Source organism: Adhaeribacter terreus, from assembly GCF_042657365.1.
Classification (GTDB): Bacteria; Bacteroidota; Bacteroidia; order Cytophagales; family Hymenobacteraceae; genus Adhaeribacter_A; species Adhaeribacter_A terreus.
Genome location: NZ_JBHSKT010000004.1, coordinates 270,721 through 292,300, shown reverse-complemented (window position 1 = coordinate 292,300; position 21,580 = coordinate 270,721). Strand labels below are relative to the sequence as shown.

General features: G+C 46.4%; 20 protein-coding genes. 10 read left to right on the top strand and 10 right to left on the bottom strand.

Annotated elements, in window-relative coordinates; genetic code table 11:
- Positions 1–84 precede the first annotated feature (84 nt).
- From ACFPIB_RS08800 to ACFPIB_RS08790, 3 genes are all read left to right on the top strand, one after another.
- Positions 85–519 (top strand): hypothetical protein, encoded by a 435-nt coding sequence (locus tag ACFPIB_RS08800; protein WP_378017069.1) that lies wholly within the window; start codon positions 85–87, stop codon positions 517–519.
- Positions 520–920: 401 nt separating this feature from the next.
- Positions 921–1,091, top strand: a complete 171-nt coding sequence (locus ACFPIB_RS08795; protein WP_378017068.1) for a hypothetical protein — start codon at positions 921–923, stop codon at positions 1,089–1,091.
- A gap of 257 nt (positions 1,092–1,348) precedes the next feature.
- Positions 1,349–1,552 (top strand): hypothetical protein, encoded by a 204-nt coding sequence (locus ACFPIB_RS08790; protein ID WP_378017067.1) that lies wholly within the window; start codon positions 1,349–1,351, stop codon positions 1,550–1,552.
- A gap of 59 nt (positions 1,553–1,611) precedes the next feature.
- Here ACFPIB_RS08790 and ACFPIB_RS08785 read toward each other — a convergent pair whose 3' ends face one another.
- The 7 genes from ACFPIB_RS08785 to ACFPIB_RS08755 form a co-directional block, all read right to left on the bottom strand.
- Positions 1,612–3,384, bottom strand: coding sequence for a DUF6044 family protein (locus tag ACFPIB_RS08785; RefSeq protein WP_378017066.1), 1,773 nt, complete (start codon positions 3,382–3,384; stop codon positions 1,612–1,614).
- Positions 3,377–4,750: a LutB/LldF family L-lactate oxidation iron-sulfur protein gene (locus ACFPIB_RS08780; RefSeq protein ID WP_378017065.1), complete on the bottom strand. Its 1,374-nt coding sequence runs from the start codon at positions 4,748–4,750 to the stop codon at positions 3,377–3,379. The genes ACFPIB_RS08785 and ACFPIB_RS08780 overlap by 8 nt, the downstream gene beginning before the upstream one ends.
- A 260-nt stretch (positions 4,751–5,010) precedes the next feature.
- Complete coding sequence (locus ACFPIB_RS08775; protein WP_378017064.1) at positions 5,011–5,412, bottom strand: hypothetical protein; 402 nt, start codon at positions 5,410–5,412, stop codon at positions 5,011–5,013.
- Positions 5,413–5,486: 74 nt separating this feature from the next.
- Positions 5,487–7,154, bottom strand: coding sequence for a M28 family peptidase (locus ACFPIB_RS08770; protein ID WP_378017063.1), 1,668 nt, complete (start codon positions 7,152–7,154; stop codon positions 5,487–5,489).
- A gap of 60 nt (positions 7,155–7,214) precedes the next feature.
- Positions 7,215–7,691, bottom strand: coding sequence for a 2-C-methyl-D-erythritol 2,4-cyclodiphosphate synthase (gene ispF, locus ACFPIB_RS08765; RefSeq protein ID WP_378017062.1), 477 nt, complete (start codon positions 7,689–7,691; stop codon positions 7,215–7,217).
- Between the two features lie 339 nt (positions 7,692–8,030).
- Positions 8,031–8,417 carry a hypothetical protein gene (locus ACFPIB_RS08760; protein WP_378017061.1) on the bottom strand — a complete coding sequence of 129 codons (387 nt, stop codon included), beginning with the start codon at positions 8,415–8,417 and terminating at the stop codon, positions 8,031–8,033.
- A gap of 8 nt (positions 8,418–8,425) precedes the next feature.
- Positions 8,426–9,712 (bottom strand): M16 family metallopeptidase, encoded by a 1,287-nt coding sequence (locus tag ACFPIB_RS08755; RefSeq protein ID WP_378017060.1) that lies wholly within the window; start codon positions 9,710–9,712, stop codon positions 8,426–8,428.
- Positions 9,713–10,277: 565 nt separating this feature from the next.
- Here ACFPIB_RS08755 and ACFPIB_RS08750 point away from each other — a divergent pair.
- From ACFPIB_RS08750 to ytxJ, 4 genes are read left to right on the top strand one after another with little or no spacing between them, the layout of a single operon-like run.
- The gene (locus ACFPIB_RS08750; protein WP_378017059.1) at positions 10,278–12,254 is read left to right on the top strand and encodes an alpha-ketoacid dehydrogenase subunit alpha/beta; all 1,977 of its coding nucleotides are present in this window, start codon (positions 10,278–10,280) and stop codon (positions 12,252–12,254) included.
- Positions 12,255–12,279: 25 nt separating this feature from the next.
- Positions 12,280–12,756 (top strand): hypothetical protein, encoded by a 477-nt coding sequence (locus ACFPIB_RS08745; RefSeq protein WP_378017058.1) that lies wholly within the window; start codon positions 12,280–12,282, stop codon positions 12,754–12,756.
- 3 nt (positions 12,757–12,759) lie between these two features.
- A complete protein-coding gene (locus ACFPIB_RS08740) occupies positions 12,760–13,089 on the top strand; it encodes a hypothetical protein (RefSeq protein ID WP_378017057.1) in 330 nt (109 codons plus the stop codon).
- A 32-nt stretch (positions 13,090–13,121) separates the two neighbouring features.
- Complete coding sequence (gene ytxJ, locus ACFPIB_RS08735; RefSeq protein ID WP_378017056.1) at positions 13,122–13,463, top strand: bacillithiol system redox-active protein YtxJ; 342 nt, start codon at positions 13,122–13,124, stop codon at positions 13,461–13,463.
- A 187-nt stretch (positions 13,464–13,650) separates the two neighbouring features.
- Here ytxJ and ACFPIB_RS08730 read toward each other — a convergent pair whose 3' ends face one another.
- The gene (locus ACFPIB_RS08730) at positions 13,651–14,058 is read right to left on the bottom strand and encodes an OsmC family protein (RefSeq protein WP_378017055.1); all 408 of its coding nucleotides are present in this window, start codon (positions 14,056–14,058) and stop codon (positions 13,651–13,653) included.
- A 71-nt stretch (positions 14,059–14,129) separates the two neighbouring features.
- Here ACFPIB_RS08730 and ACFPIB_RS08725 point away from each other — a divergent pair, with 71 nt between their 5' ends.
- Complete coding sequence (locus ACFPIB_RS08725; RefSeq protein ID WP_378017054.1) at positions 14,130–14,879, top strand: hypothetical protein; 750 nt, start codon at positions 14,130–14,132, stop codon at positions 14,877–14,879.
- A gap of 52 nt (positions 14,880–14,931) precedes the next feature.
- The gene (gene lipA, locus ACFPIB_RS08720; RefSeq protein WP_378017053.1) at positions 14,932–15,825 is read left to right on the top strand and encodes a lipoyl synthase; all 894 of its coding nucleotides are present in this window, start codon (positions 14,932–14,934) and stop codon (positions 15,823–15,825) included.
- A 151-nt stretch (positions 15,826–15,976) separates the two neighbouring features.
- Here the strand turns inward: lipA and ACFPIB_RS08715 are convergent, their stop codons facing one another.
- On the bottom strand, positions 15,977–16,567 hold the full coding sequence (locus ACFPIB_RS08715) for a DUF4136 domain-containing protein (protein WP_378017052.1): 591 nt from the start codon (positions 16,565–16,567) through the stop codon (positions 15,977–15,979).
- 276 nt (positions 16,568–16,843) lie between these two features.
- On the opposite strand from ACFPIB_RS08715, the gene ACFPIB_RS08710 reads away from it, so the two are divergent.
- Positions 16,844–18,142, top strand: a complete 1,299-nt coding sequence (locus ACFPIB_RS08710) for a lectin-like domain-containing protein (protein ID WP_378017051.1) — start codon at positions 16,844–16,846, stop codon at positions 18,140–18,142.
- Between the two features lie 297 nt (positions 18,143–18,439).
- On the opposite strand, the gene gcvP is transcribed toward ACFPIB_RS08710, so the two are convergent.
- A complete protein-coding gene (gene gcvP, locus ACFPIB_RS08705) occupies positions 18,440–21,361 on the bottom strand; it encodes an aminomethyl-transferring glycine dehydrogenase (protein WP_378017050.1) in 2,922 nt (973 codons plus the stop codon).
- Positions 21,362–21,580 lie beyond the last annotated feature (219 nt).

Genomic DNA, 21,580 nt, shown 5'->3' with positions numbered 1-21,580 from the left:
GACTTTTTTCGGCAAATCAGATACCGTTTTTACTTAAGCGAAAGCCTGGGCAGAATTGTCCGGGCTTTTTGTTAGTTTAGGCACATGAAAGGCAAGCAATACGATGCGGTAGCGTACGGATTAAAAGTGTGGTTTACCACCCTGGTCCTAGCCACGTTCAATTATTTCGGGATCATTATTTATTTGCTGCCGGAAGCGCGTATCATGTCATTTCAGGAAGGGGTGGTGCAGAGTTTCTGGGTTTGGGTGGCCGGTTTCTGGGGCTATTTTCCTACGCTTTTATTTTTCCTGATGCTCCAGAATCTGCTGCGGAATAAGTTGCGGAAAAGCGCCGGAGCCCGTAATTGGCTGGTTTTTGGCGGCGCCGCTTTTACAGGCATCAACGTTTTTGTGGCCGGTTTGTACGCCGGTTTTCCGGGCCTGATCTGGTGCGGAACCTGGAGTTGCGTGTTCGCCTTTACGGCTACTTTCTGCGCCATTTTTACTTTGGCAGCTGTTTATTTCATGCCTTGGGAATAAACATTTGCTGATCTTTCGCATTCATGTTAGTTTTTCCTGCCGAAAGCATACCGTTTTTAAGCTGTGCAAATTTTAAATCTGGTGTTCAATTGCGCTTGCATTTCTATAGAATAAAATCCCTGATATTAAGAACCAAATTGCAGGACTAATTACCAGTTCAGGAGCATTTTTTTATCTTAGTTTGTAGCTTTTAATTCAGGATCAATGATTTATGAAGTAAACTAAAACCTGGCTCTTTGGGTGAATGGAATTGAATAACTGGTAAACAGCATGTTTTATCTATGAATATTACAACGATTTGGAATTTAAAATCGTAAATGTAGGTCTGTCGGTAGCGGGGAAGGATTTTCTTTATTTTGAGTACTGCATACGAATCTCAAACTAACCTGCGCTTCCATTCCATGAAAAAACTACCGATCTATCTCTTTGTGCTGTGCTTTACGCTACCAATTCATGCACGCCTGGCAAATGCGCCCGCAGCTGTCAAGCCGGTAACCAAAATTACTTGTAAAGATCAGAAAACGAATACATCAGAAAAGCCTGTGCCGGTTACCAGTTGCCTGAAAAATTAAGGTTGAACCAAGAACTTTAAAAGCAGAATGCTGGCGTTTGCAGAAAGAATCCACGGTTTTTTTCGCGAAGATGTTCTGCGGAAAAATGATCTAGTAGTTACGGTTTTGGCTTTGTAAAATGTTTGTTTTCAGCAAGGTAAGCTCAGGTGTGGTATTTAGGCAAGAAAAGGATTTTGCTATTCCTGTATTGCTTATTTCCAGCAGATAATTTCTGCGGCGGTTGCGTAATAGATAGAGAAGAAACAAATGCTGAAACTATGAAAACGCGATTTATCTGTTACGCTTTGGCTGCGCTCCTGGCTTTGCCGGCGCTGCCTTCCGAAGCCACCACAGTTCCTGAAAATACGAAAACTGAACTGAGCGCCACGACTTTTATAGGGAAGAAAAAACCGAAAAAAGTGAAAACCTCGAATAAGAAAAAAAGAAAGTACATGTACCGTCAAGGTGCCCGACAGAACTAGTTTTTAAACATAAAACCCTACCGTTTTTTAGCAGTAGGGTTTTTTTATGCGCTGCGGATTTATAAAACCGCGTAAAGATAAAGCGGCCGGAGCGCATCCAGATGTTCAAATTTCCGGATCAGTTTTAAGTTGCTGGTTTGGGCATCTTGCAGCAGATAAGCCGAGATCAGGTATTGGCCGTTCATTTTTTTCAAAGCGGCATTGTTCAATTCGAAATTTTGCAGCGAGGTTACGGCTTCATTATCCGGGAAAGCCTTTTCAGTTTCGCCGGCAAAAACATAGCAGCGCGAACCCCAGCCATCGTAATATGCTTGCCATTTCGGGCTTTTGGCTAATTCCGGGGCAATTATTTCGCGGAAGGCTTTTTTATAGCGCAGCGGATAATTGTTCTGGTAGCTGTCTAAGGTATAAAAGCCGTTCAGCTGCGCCGCGCCCGGATAAAAACCCAGGCAAACCACGCGGTAACTTTCCTTCGGTTTCGCAATAACGCTATCGATCTGGTGGAATAAAGCGGCCGAAACGTAGTTTTTGTAGGTAATTACTTTTGGTTGCTTTTTGGTGAAATTACCTACGAGCAGACGCAGGTTGGTGCGTAGTTCGTTTTCGGCCTGCAGGTTGCTGCCAACGGTAAAACTGAGTTGCACCGCAAGCAAAGCAATTATCATTTTCCGGCTTCGGAATTTTAAATAAAGCGCGCCCAACGCAAACGTTAAAACCAAGTGCCAGAGCAGCGGCTGCAGAAAATAGAAGCGGCTTACGTTAAAGGTTTTCAGCAGCGTAACTTTCTCTTTCAGCGGAATAAGTCCGTTCCAGGTGAAAAAGCCGAAGATAATGGCAATAATTCCCAGCAAAAATAAAAGCCCGAGCAACGGTTTCAGGAAGTAATATAAGCGCTTATACCAGGCCAGTATTAACGCGGCAGCACCCATAACCAGGATAAAAACATGCTGGCTCGCCACGTGATATTGCCCGATCATGAAATCGATAATAGTGGCAATAAGGGATTTGCCGAAAGGTTTGCTCAGTTGCACCAGATCCCAGGATTCGCGGTGCGAAGGTTCTTTTTTTAGCAACATTAACTCCAGTAAGCGGTATTCCGAAATGCAGTAGCAAACCACCAGCAATACCAGGCCGGCCAGGAAATAAAAATTGAACTGCCGGTTCCGGAAAATATTCCATAAAAACCAGATTCCGGCGGAGGCAATGAGGAAAACGCCGGCTAAAGCAAATACCGAAGCAAAAGCAAAAACAGCCATGTAAAGCAAGGAGAATGCTATGCGCCGACGATTCTGCAGGTTCAGGAAACAAGCCAGCAGCAGCGGTTGACCGGCTACCGAAAGTCCGTAAATGTTGTAGAAAGGAAGCAGACTGAAGCAAAGTGCAATACCGGAAATTAGGAGTTTGCTGTGCTGTAAATATTGCCGGAAATGCCAGTGCAGCAGCAAATACATGCCTAAAAATGCTACCGCGTGCACCAAGGCTTCAGTGAAAATATAGGCTTTAAAAGGGCTGAGGATCGTAAATAAGGCATAAACCAAATTCAGCTGGCTGGTCATAAAACTGAGCGGCAAGCCATTCATGATCTGGGGAACAACCTCCGGGTTTTGGTTATGAGCCAGCACAAACCGCCAAGGAATTTCCGAATCGAGGTTATCGTGAATGGTTATAAAGGAATCTTCGCCTAAAATTAGCCGGATGCCCAGGAAAAAAAACGCTATGCAAAGGGCACCTAAAACTCCGGCGTAAGCAAAATTACGGGGCTGGAAAAATACGCCGGCCTTGCGCGAAGGTTCGGAGAAAGCCGGCGTATTTTGCGGCAAACGATTATCCATTTTGTTCTTTCCAAAGCTGGCGGAACGATTTTGGCGCCACCTGCAGCGGTTCGCGGCGTTTGCTCCAGGTGTCCTGCTGTACTTTGCGCAGCACGAAATTCTTTAACCCGGCCGGTACCATTTCCAGCATTTTCGGGTGTTTCATGCCGTATTCCCAGAATTTGAAAACGTAGCGTTCCTGTTTATCGGTTAAGCCTTCTTCCACACTTTGCTTGCGGTTCAATAATAGCAAATTATGAATATTGATCTTTACCGGACAAACCGAGGTACACGCGCCGCAAAGCGAACTGGCAAAACTCAAATGTTTGTTTTCGGCCATGCCACTCATGTGCGGCTCAATTACCGAACCAATCGGGCCGGAATAAGTGGTTTCGTAGGTGTGGCCGCCGATGTTTTTGTAAACCGGACAAACGTTTAAGCAGGCACCACAACGAATGCAATTAAGGGCTTCGCGTTTTTCCGGCAGGGCCAGTAAGTTGGTGCGGCCGTTATCGAGCAGAATTACGATCATTTCTTCCGGGCCGTCTTTCTCATGCGGTTGGCGCGGACCGGTGATTACGGTGTTGTAAACGGTAACCTGCTGCCCGGTACCGCTGGTACTCAGCAATGGCCAGAAAAGATCGAGATCCATGATGGAAGGCAACATTTTTTCGATGCCAACCACTACAATGTGCGTTTTCGGGAACGTGGTACTTAAGCGGGCGTTGCCTTCGTTTTCGGTTAAAGCAATGCCGCCTACGTCGGCCAGTATAAAGTTTGCGCCGGTAATTCCTACTTCAGCGGAAGTATATTTTTCGCGGAGCAAGCGGCGGGCGGTTAAAACCAGCTGCTGGGCATCGTCGGTGGGTTGAATGCGGAGTTTTTTTACGAACAGATCGGCGATGTCTTTTTTAGACATGTGCATGGCCGGCGTAACAATGTGGTACGGGCGCTGATCGGCTAGCTGTACAATGTATTCGCCCAGGTCGGTTTCTACCACGTCGATGCCATTTTTCTCGAGGAATTCGTTCAGGTGAATTTCCTCGGTGATCATGGATTTGGATTTCACCACGGTGCGGGCTTTTTTCCGTTTCATGATCTGGCCAATTTCTTTCAGGGCTTCTTCGGCGTTTTGCGCCCAGATAACCTTGCCGCCGCGCTGGGTGAAATTATTTTCGAACTCGATGAGGTATTTATCGAGGTTGTTGATGGTGGTGGTTTTGATGAAAGAAGCGCGTGCGCGGGCCAGTTCGTGGTTTTCGTACTGGTGCATGCCTTTCTCTACCGCCGCGTTGTATTTCCCGATGTTGAACCGGATCTTTTTGCGGTGTTCCAGATCGAAGGCTTTGGCTTCTGACTCTACTAAAAATTGTTTTAACCTGCTCAACGTGGTAATTTGAAAATTTGGAGATCTGAAAATTTGAAGATGATTTTCAAATCAGGATTTGTACAAAGTTCGGAGTTTTTCGGCCGAAAGCAATACCGTTTTATTCGGGTTTTTGGGGTTGAAAGGATAGCGTTTTATGAAAGCTCGGAACCGTCCTCCCCGGTCTGTGGCGCACAGACCGAAGCACTGCCGTGAATGTAACCTGCTTTAAACAGTAGCAAGTTGGTCTGTGCGCCACAGACCAAGGTGAATAAATAATATTACGGATGAGTATTGTTTAATTTTTCCATTTGTTTTAGAAATGAAACCGCATCATTATAATTACCATTATTGGGCAATTGTACTTCACAACAAAAATATCCCTTAATGAATTTTTTCTCTTTGTTTGGTAATTCAAATACTGTTCCGCCATATCCATCATTGGCAATATGATGTGATAAAAACCAGTATTTAACTGTGTCGTGATTCGGAAATTTTATAATTCCGTATTCTACTGACCTTTTGAATTTTCTCTCTACATTTTCATTATATCCTCTTTCAAGATTTGTATAATTGAATTTATTGTTCTCAATGAATCCAAGTAGTTCCTTTTCAGTTTTGTTTTGACAACTGATTAGTAAGGATATAGTAATAAGAATTATCAAAGGCTTTAGAAAATTCATGCTGCTAAATTTAAAATAAGTAGTAACGTAATAGTCAAGAAGCAAGCAATTTAACAATTAAGTCATTTAACAATTTATCTTTTATTGCTATCCACTTTTATCCGTTCGTCACGATTAGCAATTTCCCAGGCGGTGTAGAAAACGAGGCGCGTGATGGTTTCCATTTTGTCGAAGAGGATCTTTTCTACTTCGTCGCCGGGCTGGTGGTAATCTTCGTGCACGCCGTTGAAATAGAATGCCACCGGGATGTTGTTTTTGGCGAAATTGTAGTGGTCGGAACGGTAGTAAAAGCGGTTCGGGTCGTCTTCGTCGTTGTAAGTATAATCGAGCTGAAGATGCGTGTGTTTCTGGTTGGCTTCTTCGTTTATTTTATGCAGCTCGGAAGAAAGTTTATCGGAACCGATCACGTACACGTAATTTTTATCTTCGGCATATTTTTTATCCAGCCGGCCGATCATATCGATGTTCAGGTTGGCAACCGTGTTTTGCAGCGGATAAACCGGATTATTGGTGTAATATTCTGAACCCAACAAACCTTTTTCTTCGGCAGTAACGGTCATGAACAAAATGCTGCGGCGCGGACCGGAACCAGCTTTTTTCGCTTCCATAAACGCCTGCGCCAACTCTAAAACCGCCGACGTTCCGGAACCGTCGTCGTCGGCGCCGTTAAAGATCTGGTCGCCTTTCAGGTCCGGATCCATGCCTACGTGGTCGTAGTGTGCGGTAATTACAATAATTTCGTCTTTTTTATCGGAGCCTTCCACAAAACCCAGCACGTTTTCGGTGGCTACCGGCGTATGAGTTTTTTCGGCGGAAAGCATAGCGTTTTTAACCGGTTTGAATTTGGCGGCTACCGGTTTTCCGGCTTTGCTTACCTGCGTTTTAAAGGCCTGCAGTTTTTTTGCATCCGAATTCAAAATCGCCGCGCCAACCGATTGCGAAACAAAAACGACTGGTGTCTTACCACCCGGCTGTTTTTCGGCAGGAAAATCTAAGCGCGGTTTTTCCAGTCGGTGGCGTAAATATTCTACCTGTTTCTGGAATTGCTGGTCGGTCTGGTCGGAAATAATGATGAGGTTTTTGGCGCCTTTTTCGCGGGCCAGTTTCAGTTTGCTGCGATAATCAGAATTCCAGGCCGATGGTTTTTTAGAACCCGAAACCAGGAAATTTCCTTTCGCATCTTTCGGTTCGCCGTTTAAAATAACCACCGTTTTGCCGTTCACATCCAAGTTGTGGTAATCGGAATGCTTTTCCGTTTCGATGCCGTAGCCCGCAAAAACAAGGTCGAGTTGCTGCGTGTTTTCGGTTGGTTCGTCGCCGGGCAGATAAAAATCTTTCAGGAAAACGAAATCGCTTTTGCCAACTTTCAGGCTCGCTTTTTCCCAACGACTTTCTTCCAGCTCAAAAGTTTGGTAATACGGATTATCTAGGGTTGCCGGGCTCGGAATTTCGTTTTCGCGGAAGTGGTTGGCAATGTATTCGGCGGCCATTTTCTGTCCTTTTTTACCTGTTTCGCGGCCTTCGTATTCGTCGGAAGCCAGCACGTGCAAATGCGCGGAAAGATCGGCCGCGGTTATGGTTTGAGCAAACGTTTCGGCAGTAGGTTCCGCGGCGGCAGCCGGCGCTTCCACTTTTTCGGCCGGAAGTGCTACCGTTTTGCTTTTGCGCTTGGTTTTCTGCGCTTCGGCCTGCGGCATGGCAAACCAGGCGGCCATCAGCGCCAGCATTATATTTTTTTTCATCGGAAGCTCTGGTTTTGAGTATGAGTTTTTTAACGCGGAAACCTACCGTTTTTATATATTTTATTTATAGATCAGCACGGAAGCATACGCGGCCACGCCTTCTTTTTTACCTACAAAACCCAGTTTTTCGGTGGTAGTGGCTTTTATAGAAATATCTTCCTCCGGAATGCCCATGACTTCGGCTAAGCAGGTTTTCATGGCCGGAATGTGAGGGTTTATTTTCGGTTCCTGCAAACAAATAGTAGAATCGATGTTGCTCACTTCGTAGCCTTGTTCTTTCAGCAAACGCATTACTTCGCGCAGCAGAATTTTAGAATCCACGCCTTTGTATTTCGGGTCGGTGTCAGGGAAATGGAAACCGATGTCGCGTAAATTGGCAGCACCTAAAAGTGCATCGCAAATCACGTGAATGAGCACATCGGCGTCGGAATGCCCCAAGGCGCCGTGGGTGTGAGGCACTTTAATGCCACCGAGCCAGAAATCTAATCCTTCTTTTAACTGATGTACGTCGTAGCCGAAGCCGGTTCTTATTTTCATAGTTGTTGACCCCACCCCGGCCCTCCCCTAATTCAGGGGAGGGAGTTCTTGGGTAGGTGTTTTTTTTATGGTTAATATTTAATTCTTGTGGGGAGTTTTTGGGGTTGAAAGCATACCGTTTTCAACCACCCCCGAACCCCTCCTTGCTAAGAAGGGGAGCTGTTTTTCTTCTGCGTGGTTTTGACTTTTTGAGCTTCAGAACATACCGTTTTTTGCCGTTTGCTATTAAAACTGAAGTTCAACTTTAATAGCATGAAGCTCCCCTCCTTTACAAGGAGGGGTGGTTGATTACGCTTGCCGAGAAATCCGGCCCATCCCTTTAATCCTTTAAATTCTGATTCAGACTTTTACCGCTTTTGGATGGGTAAAAGCAACCAAACCAAAACCGGCAGCAAAAACGATGTAAATAACGGCTAAACCCCAGATCTGCGGAAGTTTTAAACCCGGTGCAGCTTTTAATAACGCCAAACCAGCAACCAGAAAATGAGCGAAATTTCCCATGGAAATCGGCCGGCTGTAAATGCCACCTATCAGCAGATTTTTCGCCATCCAGTTCAGCATACCGAAGCCTAAATACAAAGCACCGAGCAATTGCAAAATCGAAACAATGAGCGGGCTGGCCGGTTGGTTAAAGTTTTGCAGGAATTCTTGCGGAAAAAACGTGAACGCTAAGCCGTTGGCAGCCATAAAAATGCTGCTTGCGATCATTAGGAGTTTCGGGTTCATAAACGTTTTTAAGCTTCTTTTATGTCTTCTACTTTTTCTTCCATTTTATCGGCGGCTTTGGGCTGCGCGTGGTAGTAAAGCGTGGAGCAGTTGTTCGGATCTAAAACGGTGCGAGCTTGTTCCAAAAGGCTTTCGCGGGTTACGGCTTGTACTTTGGCGCTTTCCTGGTTTATGAGGTTCGCGTCGCCCATCAGTTTGCAGAAAGCCAGCATCATGGCGCGGTTCAGCAGGTCGATTTCGGAGAAAACCAAACTGGTTTCGGCCTGGTTTTTTACTTTGGTCAGTTCTTCTTCCGAAATGCCGTTGGCCATGAACTCCGCGTTGATTTCCTCGATGGCTTTGTTGGCGGTTTCCAGGTCTACTCCGGCGTTCAGTTTGCCCTGAATTACGAGCAAACCGGGCTCCATAGAACCCATAACCGATGCCGAAATGGAGTTGAAAAGCTTCTGTTCTTTTACCAGTTTATCGTACAAGCGCGACGATTTTCCGCGGCCCAGAATATCGCTTACCAAGTCGGCAGAATGGTAATTTTTGTCGTTGCGGGCGGGCATATGATACACTTTATAAAGCGCATTCAGCGGCACATCGGCGTACACATCTAATCTTCTGGCTTCGGTTTGTTTGGGTTCCTGCGGAATGTTGCGTTCGTAAAGCGTGCCGCCCGGAATTGGGCCGAACCATTTTTCTGAAAGTTCCTTTGCTTTGGCTAAGGTTACATTTCCGGCTACGACTAAAATGGCGTTTACCGGTGAATAATGCTTGTTGAAAAAAGCCCGTACATCGTCCATTACGGCGTTTTCGATGTGCGATATTTCTTTCCCGATCGTCGCCCATTTATACGGGTGCACCTGGTACGCCAACGGACGCAGCTTCAGCCATACATCGCCGTAAGGTTGATTCAGGTAGTTCTGCTTGAACTCCTCGATCACCACTTTGCGCTGCACTTCCAGGCCGTTTTCAGAGAAAGCCAAACCCAGCATGCGGTCAGATTCTAGCCAGAAACCAGTTTCGATGTTTTGCGCCGGCACGGTAAGGTAATAATTCGTGATATCAGGGCTGGTAAAAGCGTTGTTCTCGCCGCCTACTTTCTGCAAAGGTTCGTCATAGCTCGGGATGTTTACCGAACCGCTGAACATTAAATGCTCAAACAAATGCGCAAAGCCGGTGTGGTTTTCGTCTTCGTCGCGGGAGCCTACGTTGTAAAGCACATTCAAAACCGCCATGGGCGTGGTTAAATCTTCGTGCACAATTACGCGCAGGCCGTTATCTAAAGTAAATTCTTCGAAGTGGATCATGTTTTTTGGTATCTGGTAGCCGGTATTGGTATCTTGACTTTTTAGCGCCAAAAACCTATCGTTTTACGACAGTTTGTGCCGAAGTTCAGGTTTTTCGGGGAAATTATTGCGCAATTGCGTAAAATTATTCGCAATTGTGTAAGTCCGCCAACTAAACCAGACGGTAATGAATAAGGTGTTTGACTTTTTGGGTTGGAAGCCATAGGTTTTTCCTTTGAATTAAATTTTTAGCGTCATCTCGACGGCAGGAGAGATCTCTTCAAGTTAGTAGTAGCTTTTATTCTAGCTTCTCTGCCTTATTCCGGAGATTTCTCCCGCTGGTCGAAATGACAATACAACGTTGCTCGGAATGGCCGGCTAAATTGAATGACGAAATAAATTAATGTTAAGAGATACAATTGCCCGGCTTTTAAGGGAGGGTTTCAATCCAAAACGCTATCCTTTTTACCCCAAAAAATCCAAATGCCAGATACTAACTACCAGCTACAAAAAATAAACCCATATTTCTTTCCGGCTGCATAGAATTCGGTTAATTTTACCGCGCAATTAAATTGCTTTCAAAACTATGAATTTCAATCGCAAAGAATATTCCGACGACGAACTGATCCGCCTGTACCGTGGCATTTTAAAGCCGCGCATGATCGAAGAAAAAATGCTGATCCTGCTGCGTCAGGGAAAAGTGAGCAAATGGTTTTCCGGCATTGGCCAGGAAGCGATTTCAGTAGGCTCTACGTTGGCCTTAGAAGAAGACGAATATATCTTACCAATGCACCGCAACCTGGGCGTTTTCACCTGCCGCGATATGAAGCTGGACCAGCTGTTTGCGCAGTTCCAGGGTAAGACGACTGGTTTCACCAAAGGCCGCGACCGTTCTTTCCACTTTGGCTCGAATGAGCATCACATTGTGGGTATGATCTCGCACCTTGGTCCGCAGTTGGCGGTTGCCGGTGGTATTGCGTTGGCTGACCTGCTGGAAAAACGCGAAAAAGTTACGCTGGTTTATTCCGGCGACGGTGGCGCAAGCGAAGGGGATTTCCACGAAGCTTTGAACGTAGCGGCGGTTTGGAACCTGCCGGTAATTTTCATGATCGAGAATAACGGTTACGGCCTTTCTACGCCAAGCAACGAACAATTCAAATTCAATTATTTCATCGATAAAGGTCCGGCTTACGGCATGGATGCGCTGCAGATTGACGGCAATAACGTGCTGGAAGTGTACGACACCATTCGTCAGGCGGCTTACAGCATGCGCAAAAATCCGCGCCCGATGTTGATCGAAGCCATGACCTTTAGAATGCGCGGCCACGAAGAAGCCAGTGGTACCAAATACGTGCCGCAGGAACTGTTCGAGAAATGGGCGAAAAAAGATCCGGTTGAGAACTTTGAAAAATACCTGCTCGATGAAAAAGTGCTGACGCCAAAATCCATGGCAGCTATTCGCGAAGAATTCAAAGCCGAAATTGAAAAAGGCTTAGATACCGCTTTCAACACGCCAATGCCGGTTGCAAATGTAGAGGAAGAAGTTGCCGATATGTACCTGCCGTTCGAGCAGAAAGTTGTGCAGCCCGCTTCTGATAAAACTACCGAAAAACGCTTCGTAGATGCCATTTCCGATGGTTTGCGCCAAAGCATGGAACGTTTCCCGGAATTGACTTTAATGGGGCAGGATATTGCGGAATACGGCGGCGTTTTCAAAATTACTGAAGGCTTTGTAGAGAAATTCGGCAAGGAACGCGTGCGTAATACGCCACTTTGCGAATCTGCCATTATCGGTATTGGTTTGGGTATGTCTATCAAAAAGAAAAAGACTATGGTAGAAATGCAGTTCGCCGATTTTGTGACCTGCGGATTTAACCAGATCGTCAATAACCTGGCAAAATCACACTACCGGTGGGGACAAAATGCGGATGTGGTTGTGCGCATGCCAACAGGTGCCGGCGCGGCCGCTGGTCCGTTCCACTCGCAAAGCAACGAAGCCTGGTTCTTCCATACGCCAGGCCTGAAGATCGTTTACCCTTCGAATCCGGTAGATGCCAAAGGTTTACTGGCCGCTGCTATTGAAGATCCGAACCCGGTAATGTATTTCGAGCATAAAATGCTGTACCGTTCAATTTCCGGCAACGTACCCGACGATTATTACACCACCGAAATTGGCAAAGCCGCTTTAGCTTCTGAAGGCGATGATTTTTCGATTATCACCTACGGCATGGGCGTGCATTGGGCCAAACAACTGATCGAAAAGCAAGGCTTAAGCGCGGATGTTTTAGACTTGAGAACGTTGCTGCCTTGGGACAAAGATGCGGTTAAGAAAACCGTAGAGAAAACCGGTCGCGTAATTGTGCTGCACGAAGATACTTTGACGGGTGGCATCGGAGCAGAAATTGCGGCTTGGATTTCGGAGAACTGTTTCGAACGTTTAGATGCGCCGGTTTTACGCGTGGGTGGCTTAGATACTGCTATTCCGTTCTCGCCACCTTTGGAAGCGCAGTTCCTGCCTACGAAGCGTTTTGAAGAAGCGGTAGAGAAAATGCTTGCTTATTAAGGAGTTATCTCGTAACTTAGATTATATGTTGATATTGCTGCAGAATTCCCGGAAAAACGGTAGGTTTTTAGCCCAAAAAAGTGCTTTGCTGCTTTTAATGGCGATGCTTACAGTTTTTGCGGGCGGCTGCAGTAAAAAAATGCCTTGCCCCACGCCGGTAAAAGCGGAAAAGCAGGCAAAAAACAAAAAGAAAAAAGCGCCTAAAAAACAGGCCACAGAAGGTGAAGGCGACGGAACCGAAACGGCCGATGCTTCTGCAGCCCTGACTGACGACGACAGCAGCACGGAAGAAAGCAGTGCTTCGAAGCAAAAAGTAACCGGCTCAAAGAATAAGTATAATAAAAACGGCCTGCTGCAAAAAAAGAAGTATAAAAGGCTGCGCAGTAACCCGGCTCGGAAACGAAGCAGGAAGAATAGCGGTATATTAAGTATCTTCTCGGGAAAGAAGAAATCGGCCGGTAAGCCGAAGCAGCGAACGAATGTTGAACCCGTAGATTATTAAGGTATGAAAAAAGCTACTTTAAGAATGCGCCACCTGGCAAAAGCTGGTTTTATGGCGGTTTTAATGGCAACAACTTTGCAATTGCCTGCGTACGCGCAAATCTCTTTCGACGATGAAACAGCCAAGAAAGCTGACAGTCGCCGGATCCGCCGCGAAGCTGCCAAATACAAAGCCGAAGATGTGAAGGAATCGCACCTGGATATGAACAAATACTCGTATAAGCGGGGCGAACCGGGAAACCGGCCAGTGGCAGAAGAATTGCAGTACGACGAAATTTACTACGGTCCGAACCCCATAAAAAAGGAGCGGAAACTGTTTAAAAAGAAGCGTTAATTTATTTCAGAACAGAATTTATTAAGAATATTATGCAGTGGGAAAAGCTTAAAGAAGTGGCACAGGTAGGTGCGTTGGCCGAAGAATCGAAACAACAGCCGGTAGTAATTTTTAAGCACAGCACCAGCTGCTCCATCAGCGCTACCGCTAAAACCCGCCTGGAACGCCAGTGGGCCGAAAACGGATTTACGAACGTTAAAACCTATTTTCTGGATCTGTTAGCGCATCGCCCGGTTTCGAACGAGATCGCCGAATTTTTCCAGGTTCGCCACGAATCGCCGCAATTGCTGCTTATTCAGGATGGTATGTGCACCTATCACGGTTCGCACCTCGGAATTAAATTAGACGAAGTGAAAAAGCGCGTTTCAGCTTAAAAAGAAAACATTGCCGCCGGCGAATAAAAAACGGTAGGCATTTCAGCTGTAAAAGTCAAAATGTAGAGACGCAATACCTTGCGTCTCTACATTTATTCCTTTCCGGGCATTCAGCTCTAAAATCAATCGCAAAAAAAAGGGACGCAAGGTATTGCGTTGCATCTCTACAATCTTTTTCGGTTTACGTTTAATAGATAAATTTAACCGTTTGCTTAATTTCCGGGTGCAGGCTTAAGGCAACCGGGCAGGTTTTGGCAGCATTTTCCAGCATCGCTTTTTCTTTATCGGTATAGGTTGCGCCGGCCGGCATGTAAAAATCGATCACCACTTCGCCAATGCGGCGCGGCTCCGGAACCATAATTTTGGTGATCTCCATCTTGGTGCCTTCCAGCGAAATATTATTACGTTCGGCTACAATGCCCATAATGGTCATCATGCAGCTGCCTAAAGAGGCGCAGGTAAGATCGGAAGGCGAAAAGGCTTCGCCGCGGCCGTTATTATCTAAAGGCGCATCGGTAATAATCTGGTTGCCCGAAGCGTTATGAGTAGCCTGGGTGCGTAAATTGCCAGTATAAACGGAAGTAATTGTGCTCATGGATTTGGAATAACTAATTTTGGGATTGGTCGTAAATTTATTACTTTTAAAGCACTTATTATTCCCCGTCTGTGTATAAATCTTTTGTGATCGGTTTGCTGCTTTTTTTAGGCCTTACCACCGGCGTTTCGGCGCAGGGCGAGGAGCAAAGCCGTGAATTTACCTGGGGAATAAACTGGAATACCAACGGTGGTATTATTGGTGGCGCTTCTATACGTTCTTCCCGGCCCGTGCCCGATAAAGAAAAGTGGCAGCAATTCTGGGGTCTGGAAATAGTGGAAGTAAAACACCCCAAAGAAAACCGCTTGCTGGGCCTGGATGGCGATGTTTTTGTGCTGGGCAAGACCAATTATCTGTTTGTGGCGCGGCCTGAATATGGCCGTGATTATACCCTTTTCCGCAAAGCACCCGAATCTGGCGTGCAGGTAAATGCAGTAGTTGGGGTTGGTCCTTCGCTTGGTTTACTGGTTCCCTATTATATCAGCTACGATTATACCGAATACCGCAATGGCGTGCAGGTTGGCCCTACCGATATTCGCGTAGAGCGTTACGACCCGATCACCCAGCACCGTGAATTTGAAAATATAAGAGGCAGTGCCGGTTTTCTAACTGGCGCAAACGAAACCGATGTAAACCTTGGAGCGCATCTTCGCACGGCGCTTAGCTTTGAACACGGCCGTTACCAGGAAAATATTGTTGGCGTAGAGACCGGTTTTCTTTTCGAAGCCTTCAATAAAAAACTCATCATGCTGCCGGCCGCCGAAAATTACAAGGTATTCACTTCCGTTTACCTTACCGTTTACTGGGGCCGCCGCAAATAAATCTGGCCCTCAGTTTATTGCCTTTCCCCCGCAAGCTTCGTACCTTTGCCTTATGGATGAATTTGTAAGGTTGCCGGTTATACAACCGGTAGTAGAACAGCCCAAAAACCGCAAGCCCGACTGGCTGCGCGTAAAGCTGCCCGTAGGGAAGGAATACGCCAAAGTCCGCAATATAGTAGACGAAAATAAACTGCATACCATCTGCGAAAGCGGAAATTGCCCGAACATGGGCGAATGCTGGGGCGCCGGCACCGCTACGTTCATGATATTAGGCAACGTTTGTACACGTAGCTGCTCGTTTTGCGCTGTAGCCACGGGCCGCCCGAACGAATACGATGTGGACGAACCGCGTCGCGTAGCTGAAGCTATTCAGAAAATGGGAGTGAAGCACGCCGTAATTACTTCGGTAAACCGCGACGAACTGAAAGACCGCGGTGCTGCCATCTGGCACGAAACCGTGGTGCAGATCAAAACCCTTTCGCCACAAACCACTATAGAAACCCTTATTCCGGACGTGAAAGCGAACTGGGAAGCGCTGGAAACGATGATCTCGGCCGGCCAGGAAGTTGTTTCGCATAACATGGAAACCGTAGGAAGTTTGTACCGCATGGTGCGCCCGCAAGCCAAATACGACCGTAGCTTAGAGCAGATCCGCAGAACCAAAGAATACGGCAAACGCACGAAATCTGGCATTATGCTGGGCTTAGGCGAAACCAAAGAGGAAATGTATAAAGCGATGGATGATCTGGCGGCCAATGGCTTGGATATTTTAACTTTAGGCCAGTATCTGCAGCCAACAAAACGCCACATAGAAGTAGCCGAATTTATCCACCCGGATCTGTTTGCGCACTACAAAGAAGAAGGTTTGCGCCGCGGCCTGAAATACGTAGAATCTGGTCCGCTGGTACGTTCTTCTTACCACGCCGAACGCCACGTACACGTATAGAAAAACGCTATGCTTTTAAGCCAAAAAAGTCATTCCTGTTTGCGGGAATGACTTTTTTGTTTCTGGCTTTATGTAAAAATATTGCTTTCCGACTTCAGGATATCCACTTAAAGAAGTAAAAAGAACAAGCACGGAACAAGCAGCATTACACTTATTTTTTATCAGTTCCCGGCGGATATTTTTCCAGAATATTGCTCACAATCTTATTGATTTCCGCTTCCGAAACGTTGGCGCTGCCTACTTCCATTTGTCCCCAGCCGCGCCAAACCAATTGGTTGTCTTTCGCATCTACCAAGTCAATAATAATGGTACCGTCGTTATACTCGTCTATCAGCATTGGTCGGGTGCCAAACCGCGAATAACCGTAATCGTAGCGGTAGCCGTACCAGTAACTATAACCATAACCAAAGCCTGGCGCAAAAGCGTAATCGGGCCGTAATTCCTGGCGGCGCACAACTTTAACATCGTAAGCTACCAGTATATCGGGGTTGGTAGTTACCATGCGCATGCCTTTGCGAGCGAGGCTGTTTTCCACCGCCTGCCGGATCCGCTTGTCCATAAAGGTGTCATATTTATAAGCTGAATCGCGATTGGCGGTCGGAGTATCCTGGTACCATTTAAAAGTGGTGAATTGGTTGAAATTAGCAGCACGGTCGTAGTCGGTGCTTACATCTACCGGCACAGCTGCGCAACCACTCAGAAATAAGCCCAGTAACAGGGCCAGTAAAGAAATTTTGTTCATAGTTTATGGGTTTAGAGCCTATTTTCCTCCAGCTATTTTTTAACCGGAAAAAGTTAAAGTTTATACGGCGGATATTTTATTTCGTGGCATGTTATGGCGTTTTGTCGGGAAAACGATATGGTTTATCTTTTAAATTGAAAAATACATCCGATAAAAAGCAGGTTTCGTCGAGACATATTACACGTTCACCGAATACTTTACTGGCAGCGGAAAGTGGGAAGTAATTTTGGAGCATCAAACAAGGAAATAATGCTCTCCCCAATTTTCCCTTTACCAATGAAAAGAATTTTTACCGCCGTTTTAGTTATCGTTTTTGCTTTTACTGCACATTTTGCGCAAGCTCAGTTTACCATTAACGGAAATTCATCTGATATTTCAACTGCAAGCCGCCCGAGCTCCTTTCAGCTTACGCCCGATCTGGCAAACCAGAAAGGTGCAGTCTGGAATAATACCCCGATTGATATTCTGAATAACTCTTTTACTTTAACATTCAAAGCAAATTTTGGAAGCAAAGATGCCACTGGTGCCGAAGGAATAGCCTTATTATTTCAGAAGGATGCTCGTGGTACAGCAGCTTTGGGAGCCGGGACATTGAGTCAGTATTTTGGTTATCAAGGCATTGCGCCGGCGTTGAATGTTGAGTTCGACGCCAATGTTTCGCGCGGTAATTCCGGTAAAAATTCCCCTGACGTTATCGGGCTAACTAAAAATACGACTGCTACAACTGCTTCAAAATTACAGAACGCGGTTCACGCCAATTCTGCCAATGCCAATATTGAAGATGGCGCCAACCACGATGTGGAAGTTTCCTGGGATGCACTTGCTCAGACCTTATACATTTATTTCGACGGAACCTTGCGCCAGGCCTATACCAATGACGTTGTAAATACAATTTTCGACGGCAACAGCAACGTTTACTGGGGTTTTACGGCCAGCACTGGCAGCAATTCTAATCAGCAACGCGTGTACCAGGTAAACCTCACCCTGACCGACGTTAACAATAAAGGTTTGTCGCCGTTGCCGGTTAGCCTGGTAAAATTTGCTGCTGCCAAAAATGAAAAGGATACTCACTTAACCTGGACCACAGCTTCTGAAAAGAACAGCGCTTATTTCCAGGTTGAGCGTAGTACCGATGCTAAAAACTGGACCGCTTTAACCCGAATTACATCGCATGGTAACAGCAATAACATTCATAATTACGAATTCAATGACGTCTCCAACACTGTCGGCCTGATTTATTACCGCCTGAAAATGGTAGATATGGACGAAACCGCTGAATTTTCAAAAGTGATCTCTGTGCAAACGGAAAGCCGTTTAACTGCTTCTGTAAACGTTTATCCGAACCCGGTTCAAAATGCAGAAACATTGCATATTACTTTCGAAACCAGGGAGAAAGCAACCGCCACAATTCTACTGCTCGACATGATGGGCACCGTAGTAAAAACCGAGAACCAAACTGCGGAAGCTGGTAAGAATATTTATAGCCTGAATATGGCTGTCATAAAACCGGGTATGTATTTGGTGCAGGTTGTAAGTGGCAACGCAAAAGAAACTGCCCGCATAGTTGTTCGCTAGCCCGCAAAGCTTGAAAATAAAAATGTATTAATTTTTTAGATAAAAGTGCTGAAAGGCCCGGAGCATTGCTTCGGGTTTTTTGCATTAAAAGCATAGCGTTTTTAAGTTTCACAAATGCTTGCCAGTCTTTTCAAAACGCTATGCTTTAAAGCCGAAAAACTGTTGAAGGATTAATGCGCTAATTCGCCTGAAAACGGAATGCTTTTGAGCTGAAAAACTGCCAGTAAATAAAAAGCCGCTCCGGAATTCCCGAAGCGGCTTTTAACCATTTAGCAATTAAGCTATTTAGCAATTTAATTATTCAATACCCGTAGCAGTCTGCGCAACTTCCGGATTCGCATAAGCTTCCAGCGGCGTGCAAGAACAGATCAGATTACGGTCGCCGTAGGCAGAATCAATTCTGGAAACTGTTGGCCAGAACTTGCTTGTGCGGCTGAATTCATACGGATAAACAGCTTTTTCGCGGCTGTACGGACGATCCCAGTTTTCTGCTAAAGCTAATTCAGCAGTGTGCGGAGCGTGTTTCAGTACGTTGTTTTTCTGATCAGCCGTACCATTTTCTACTTCTTCAATTTCCTTGCGGATCGCGATCATGGCGTCGCAGAAACGGTCCAGTTCTTCTTTGGCTTCCGATTCGGTTGGCTCCACCATTAATGTGCCGGCTACCGGGAAAGAAACAGTTGGTGCGTGGTAACCATAGTCCATTAAACGCTTGGCAATGTCTTCTACCTCAACGCCAAATTTCTTGAACGAACGGCAGTCTAAGATCATTTCGTGGGCACAACGGCCGTTTTTACCTACATAAAGTACCGGATAATGTTTCTCTAAACGGGCTTTGATGTAGTTCGCGTTCAGGATAGCCACTTTGGTAGCTTCGGTTAAGCCTTCGCCGCCCATCATGGCAATGTACGCATAAGAAATTGGCAGAATAGAAGCAGAACCCCAAGGTGCCGCAGAAACCGCATTGATCGCTTTCTCACGACCCATATCTACCACGGAGTGGCCTGGCAAATAAGGAGCTAAGTCTTTTACTACACCGATCGGGCCAACGCCTGGTCCGCCGCCGCCGTGAGGAATACAGAACGTTTTGTGCAGGTTCAGGTGGCAAACGTCGGCGCCAATGTTGGCTGGCGAAGTTAAGCCTACCTGCGCATTCATGTTGGCACCGTCCATGTAAACGCGGCCACCGTTGTCGTGAATGATCTGGCAAATTTCGATGATGCTTTCTTCGTAAACGCCGTGGGTTGACGGATACGTTACCATTAAGCAGCTCAGTTCGTTTTTGTATTGTTCCGCTTTCGCTTTCAGATCGGCAACGTCGATGTTACCTTTTTCGTCGCATTTCACGATCACCACTTTCATGCCCGCCATAACTGCCGATGCCGGGTTGGTGCCGTGCGCAGAAGAAGGAATTAAAGCAATGTTGCGGTGGAAATCGCCGCGTGATTCGTGGTACGCACGGATAACCATTAAACCAGCGTATTCGCCTTGCGCACCGGAATTTGGCTGTAAAGAAACCGCATCGAAACCAGTTGCCGCGCATAACCAGGCTTCCAGATCAGAGAAGATCTGCTTGTAACCTTGCGTTTGGTCGGCTGGCGCGAACGGGTGCAACTGCCCGATTTCCGGCCAGGTAACCGGCATCATTTCGGCCGTAGCGTTAAGTTTCATGGTGCAAGAACCCAAAGGAATCATGCCGTGCGTTAAAGAGAAATCTTTGTTCTCCAGGTGCTTCATGTAACGCAGGATCTGGTGCTCAGAATGGTGCGAGTTGAACACATCGGCAGTCATGAATTCTGATTTACGGATCAGGCTTTCTGGCCAGGAGATGTTGGTTTCGTCAGAAATTTCCAGGTTATCGGAAGAAGCTTTTTTGCCGGCAACTTTCGCGAATACCGCTACGATGTCTTTCACATCTTCCACATCCATGTTCTGGTGCAGGGAAATACCGATCTGGTTTTCGCCGAAGTAACGGAAGTTGATCTGCGCACTTTCTGCCTCTTTACGGATAGCGTTTACCATTTCTGCGCTTTCCGCTTTAATGTTCAGCGTGTCGAAATAATTCTCGTTTAGCTGCTCAAAACCTAAGCCTTTCAGTTGCTCGTTCAGCATTTGCGCCAGGGCGTGCGTGTTCAGACCTATGTATTTCAGGCGGCGCGGACCATGATAAGTCGCATACATACCAGCGATAACTGCCAGCAGAACCTGCGCCGTACAAATGTTAGAAGTAGCTTTCTCACGACGGATGTGCTGCTCGCGGGTTTGCAGCGCCATGCGGTACGCTTTTTTACCCTGCGCATCGATAGACTGACCAATGATACGGCCCGGAATTACGCGTTTGAAAGAATCGTGGGTAGCAAAATATGCTGCGTGCGGCCCACCAAAGCCCATCGGAACACCGAAACGCTGGGTTGTACCAACGGCAACGTCAGCACCCATTTCGCCTGGTGAAGTCAGCAAGGTTAAGCTTAAAATATCTGCCGCAACGGCTACGAACATGTCGTTTTTGTGCGCTTCCGAAATGAAATCGGTATAGTCGAAGATCTCACCATCAGCACCCGGATATTGTACGATTGCCCCGAACAGGTTTTCGTCAGCCAGGTTAGCTTCGCGGTGATCACCGATAACCAGTTTAATGTCCAGCGGCGTAGCGCGGCTCATCAGAACATCGATGGTTTGTGGAAGCACTTGGTTCGAAACGAAGAAGCTATTGGCGTTTTTGCGGGAACCTTTGCGGTGCGCATGGAACATATTCATCGCTTCGGCAGCAGCAGTACCTTCGTCCAGCAAAGATGCGTTGGCGATCTCCATGCCGGTCAGGTCCATTACCATGGTCTGGTAATTGATCAAAGCCTCTAAACGGCCCTGCGCAATTTCAGCCTGGTAAGGCGTGTAAGCGGTGTACCAGCCTGGGTTTTCCAGAATGTTGCGCTGAATAACCGGAGGAATAATGGTATCGTGGTAACCTAAACCGATATACGATTTGAAGATCTTATTTTGCTTGGCAATGCCGCTGAACTTGCGCAGGAAATCGCGCTCGGTTAAACCAGCCGGAATGTTCAGCGGGTTTTTCAGGCGAATAGCAGCCGGAATGGTTTCGTCGATTAAAGTATCTAATGAGTCGGTGCCGATGGTTTTCAGCATTTCCTGCATCTGTTGCTTGGTAGGGCCGTTGTGGCGCTCTTTGAACACATCTGCAGGTTTGGTTTTGAATATCATATAAAGAGGATTTAAGGGAGTAGCGTTTATGGTTTAGAAGTCAGCTACTTATCTTTTCAGAACCGTAGGGATTTCCGCTGCAAAAGTAACGCTATTTATTTTGATTTAATAATAGGGAAGGCGTTTTTAAGGGAAGTTGATTTTTGTCATTATTTCTGGTTTTTGGTCTTCTAAATTATTGCGTCATCCCGGGCGTTAGCCGAGGAACTTATGAAGCTG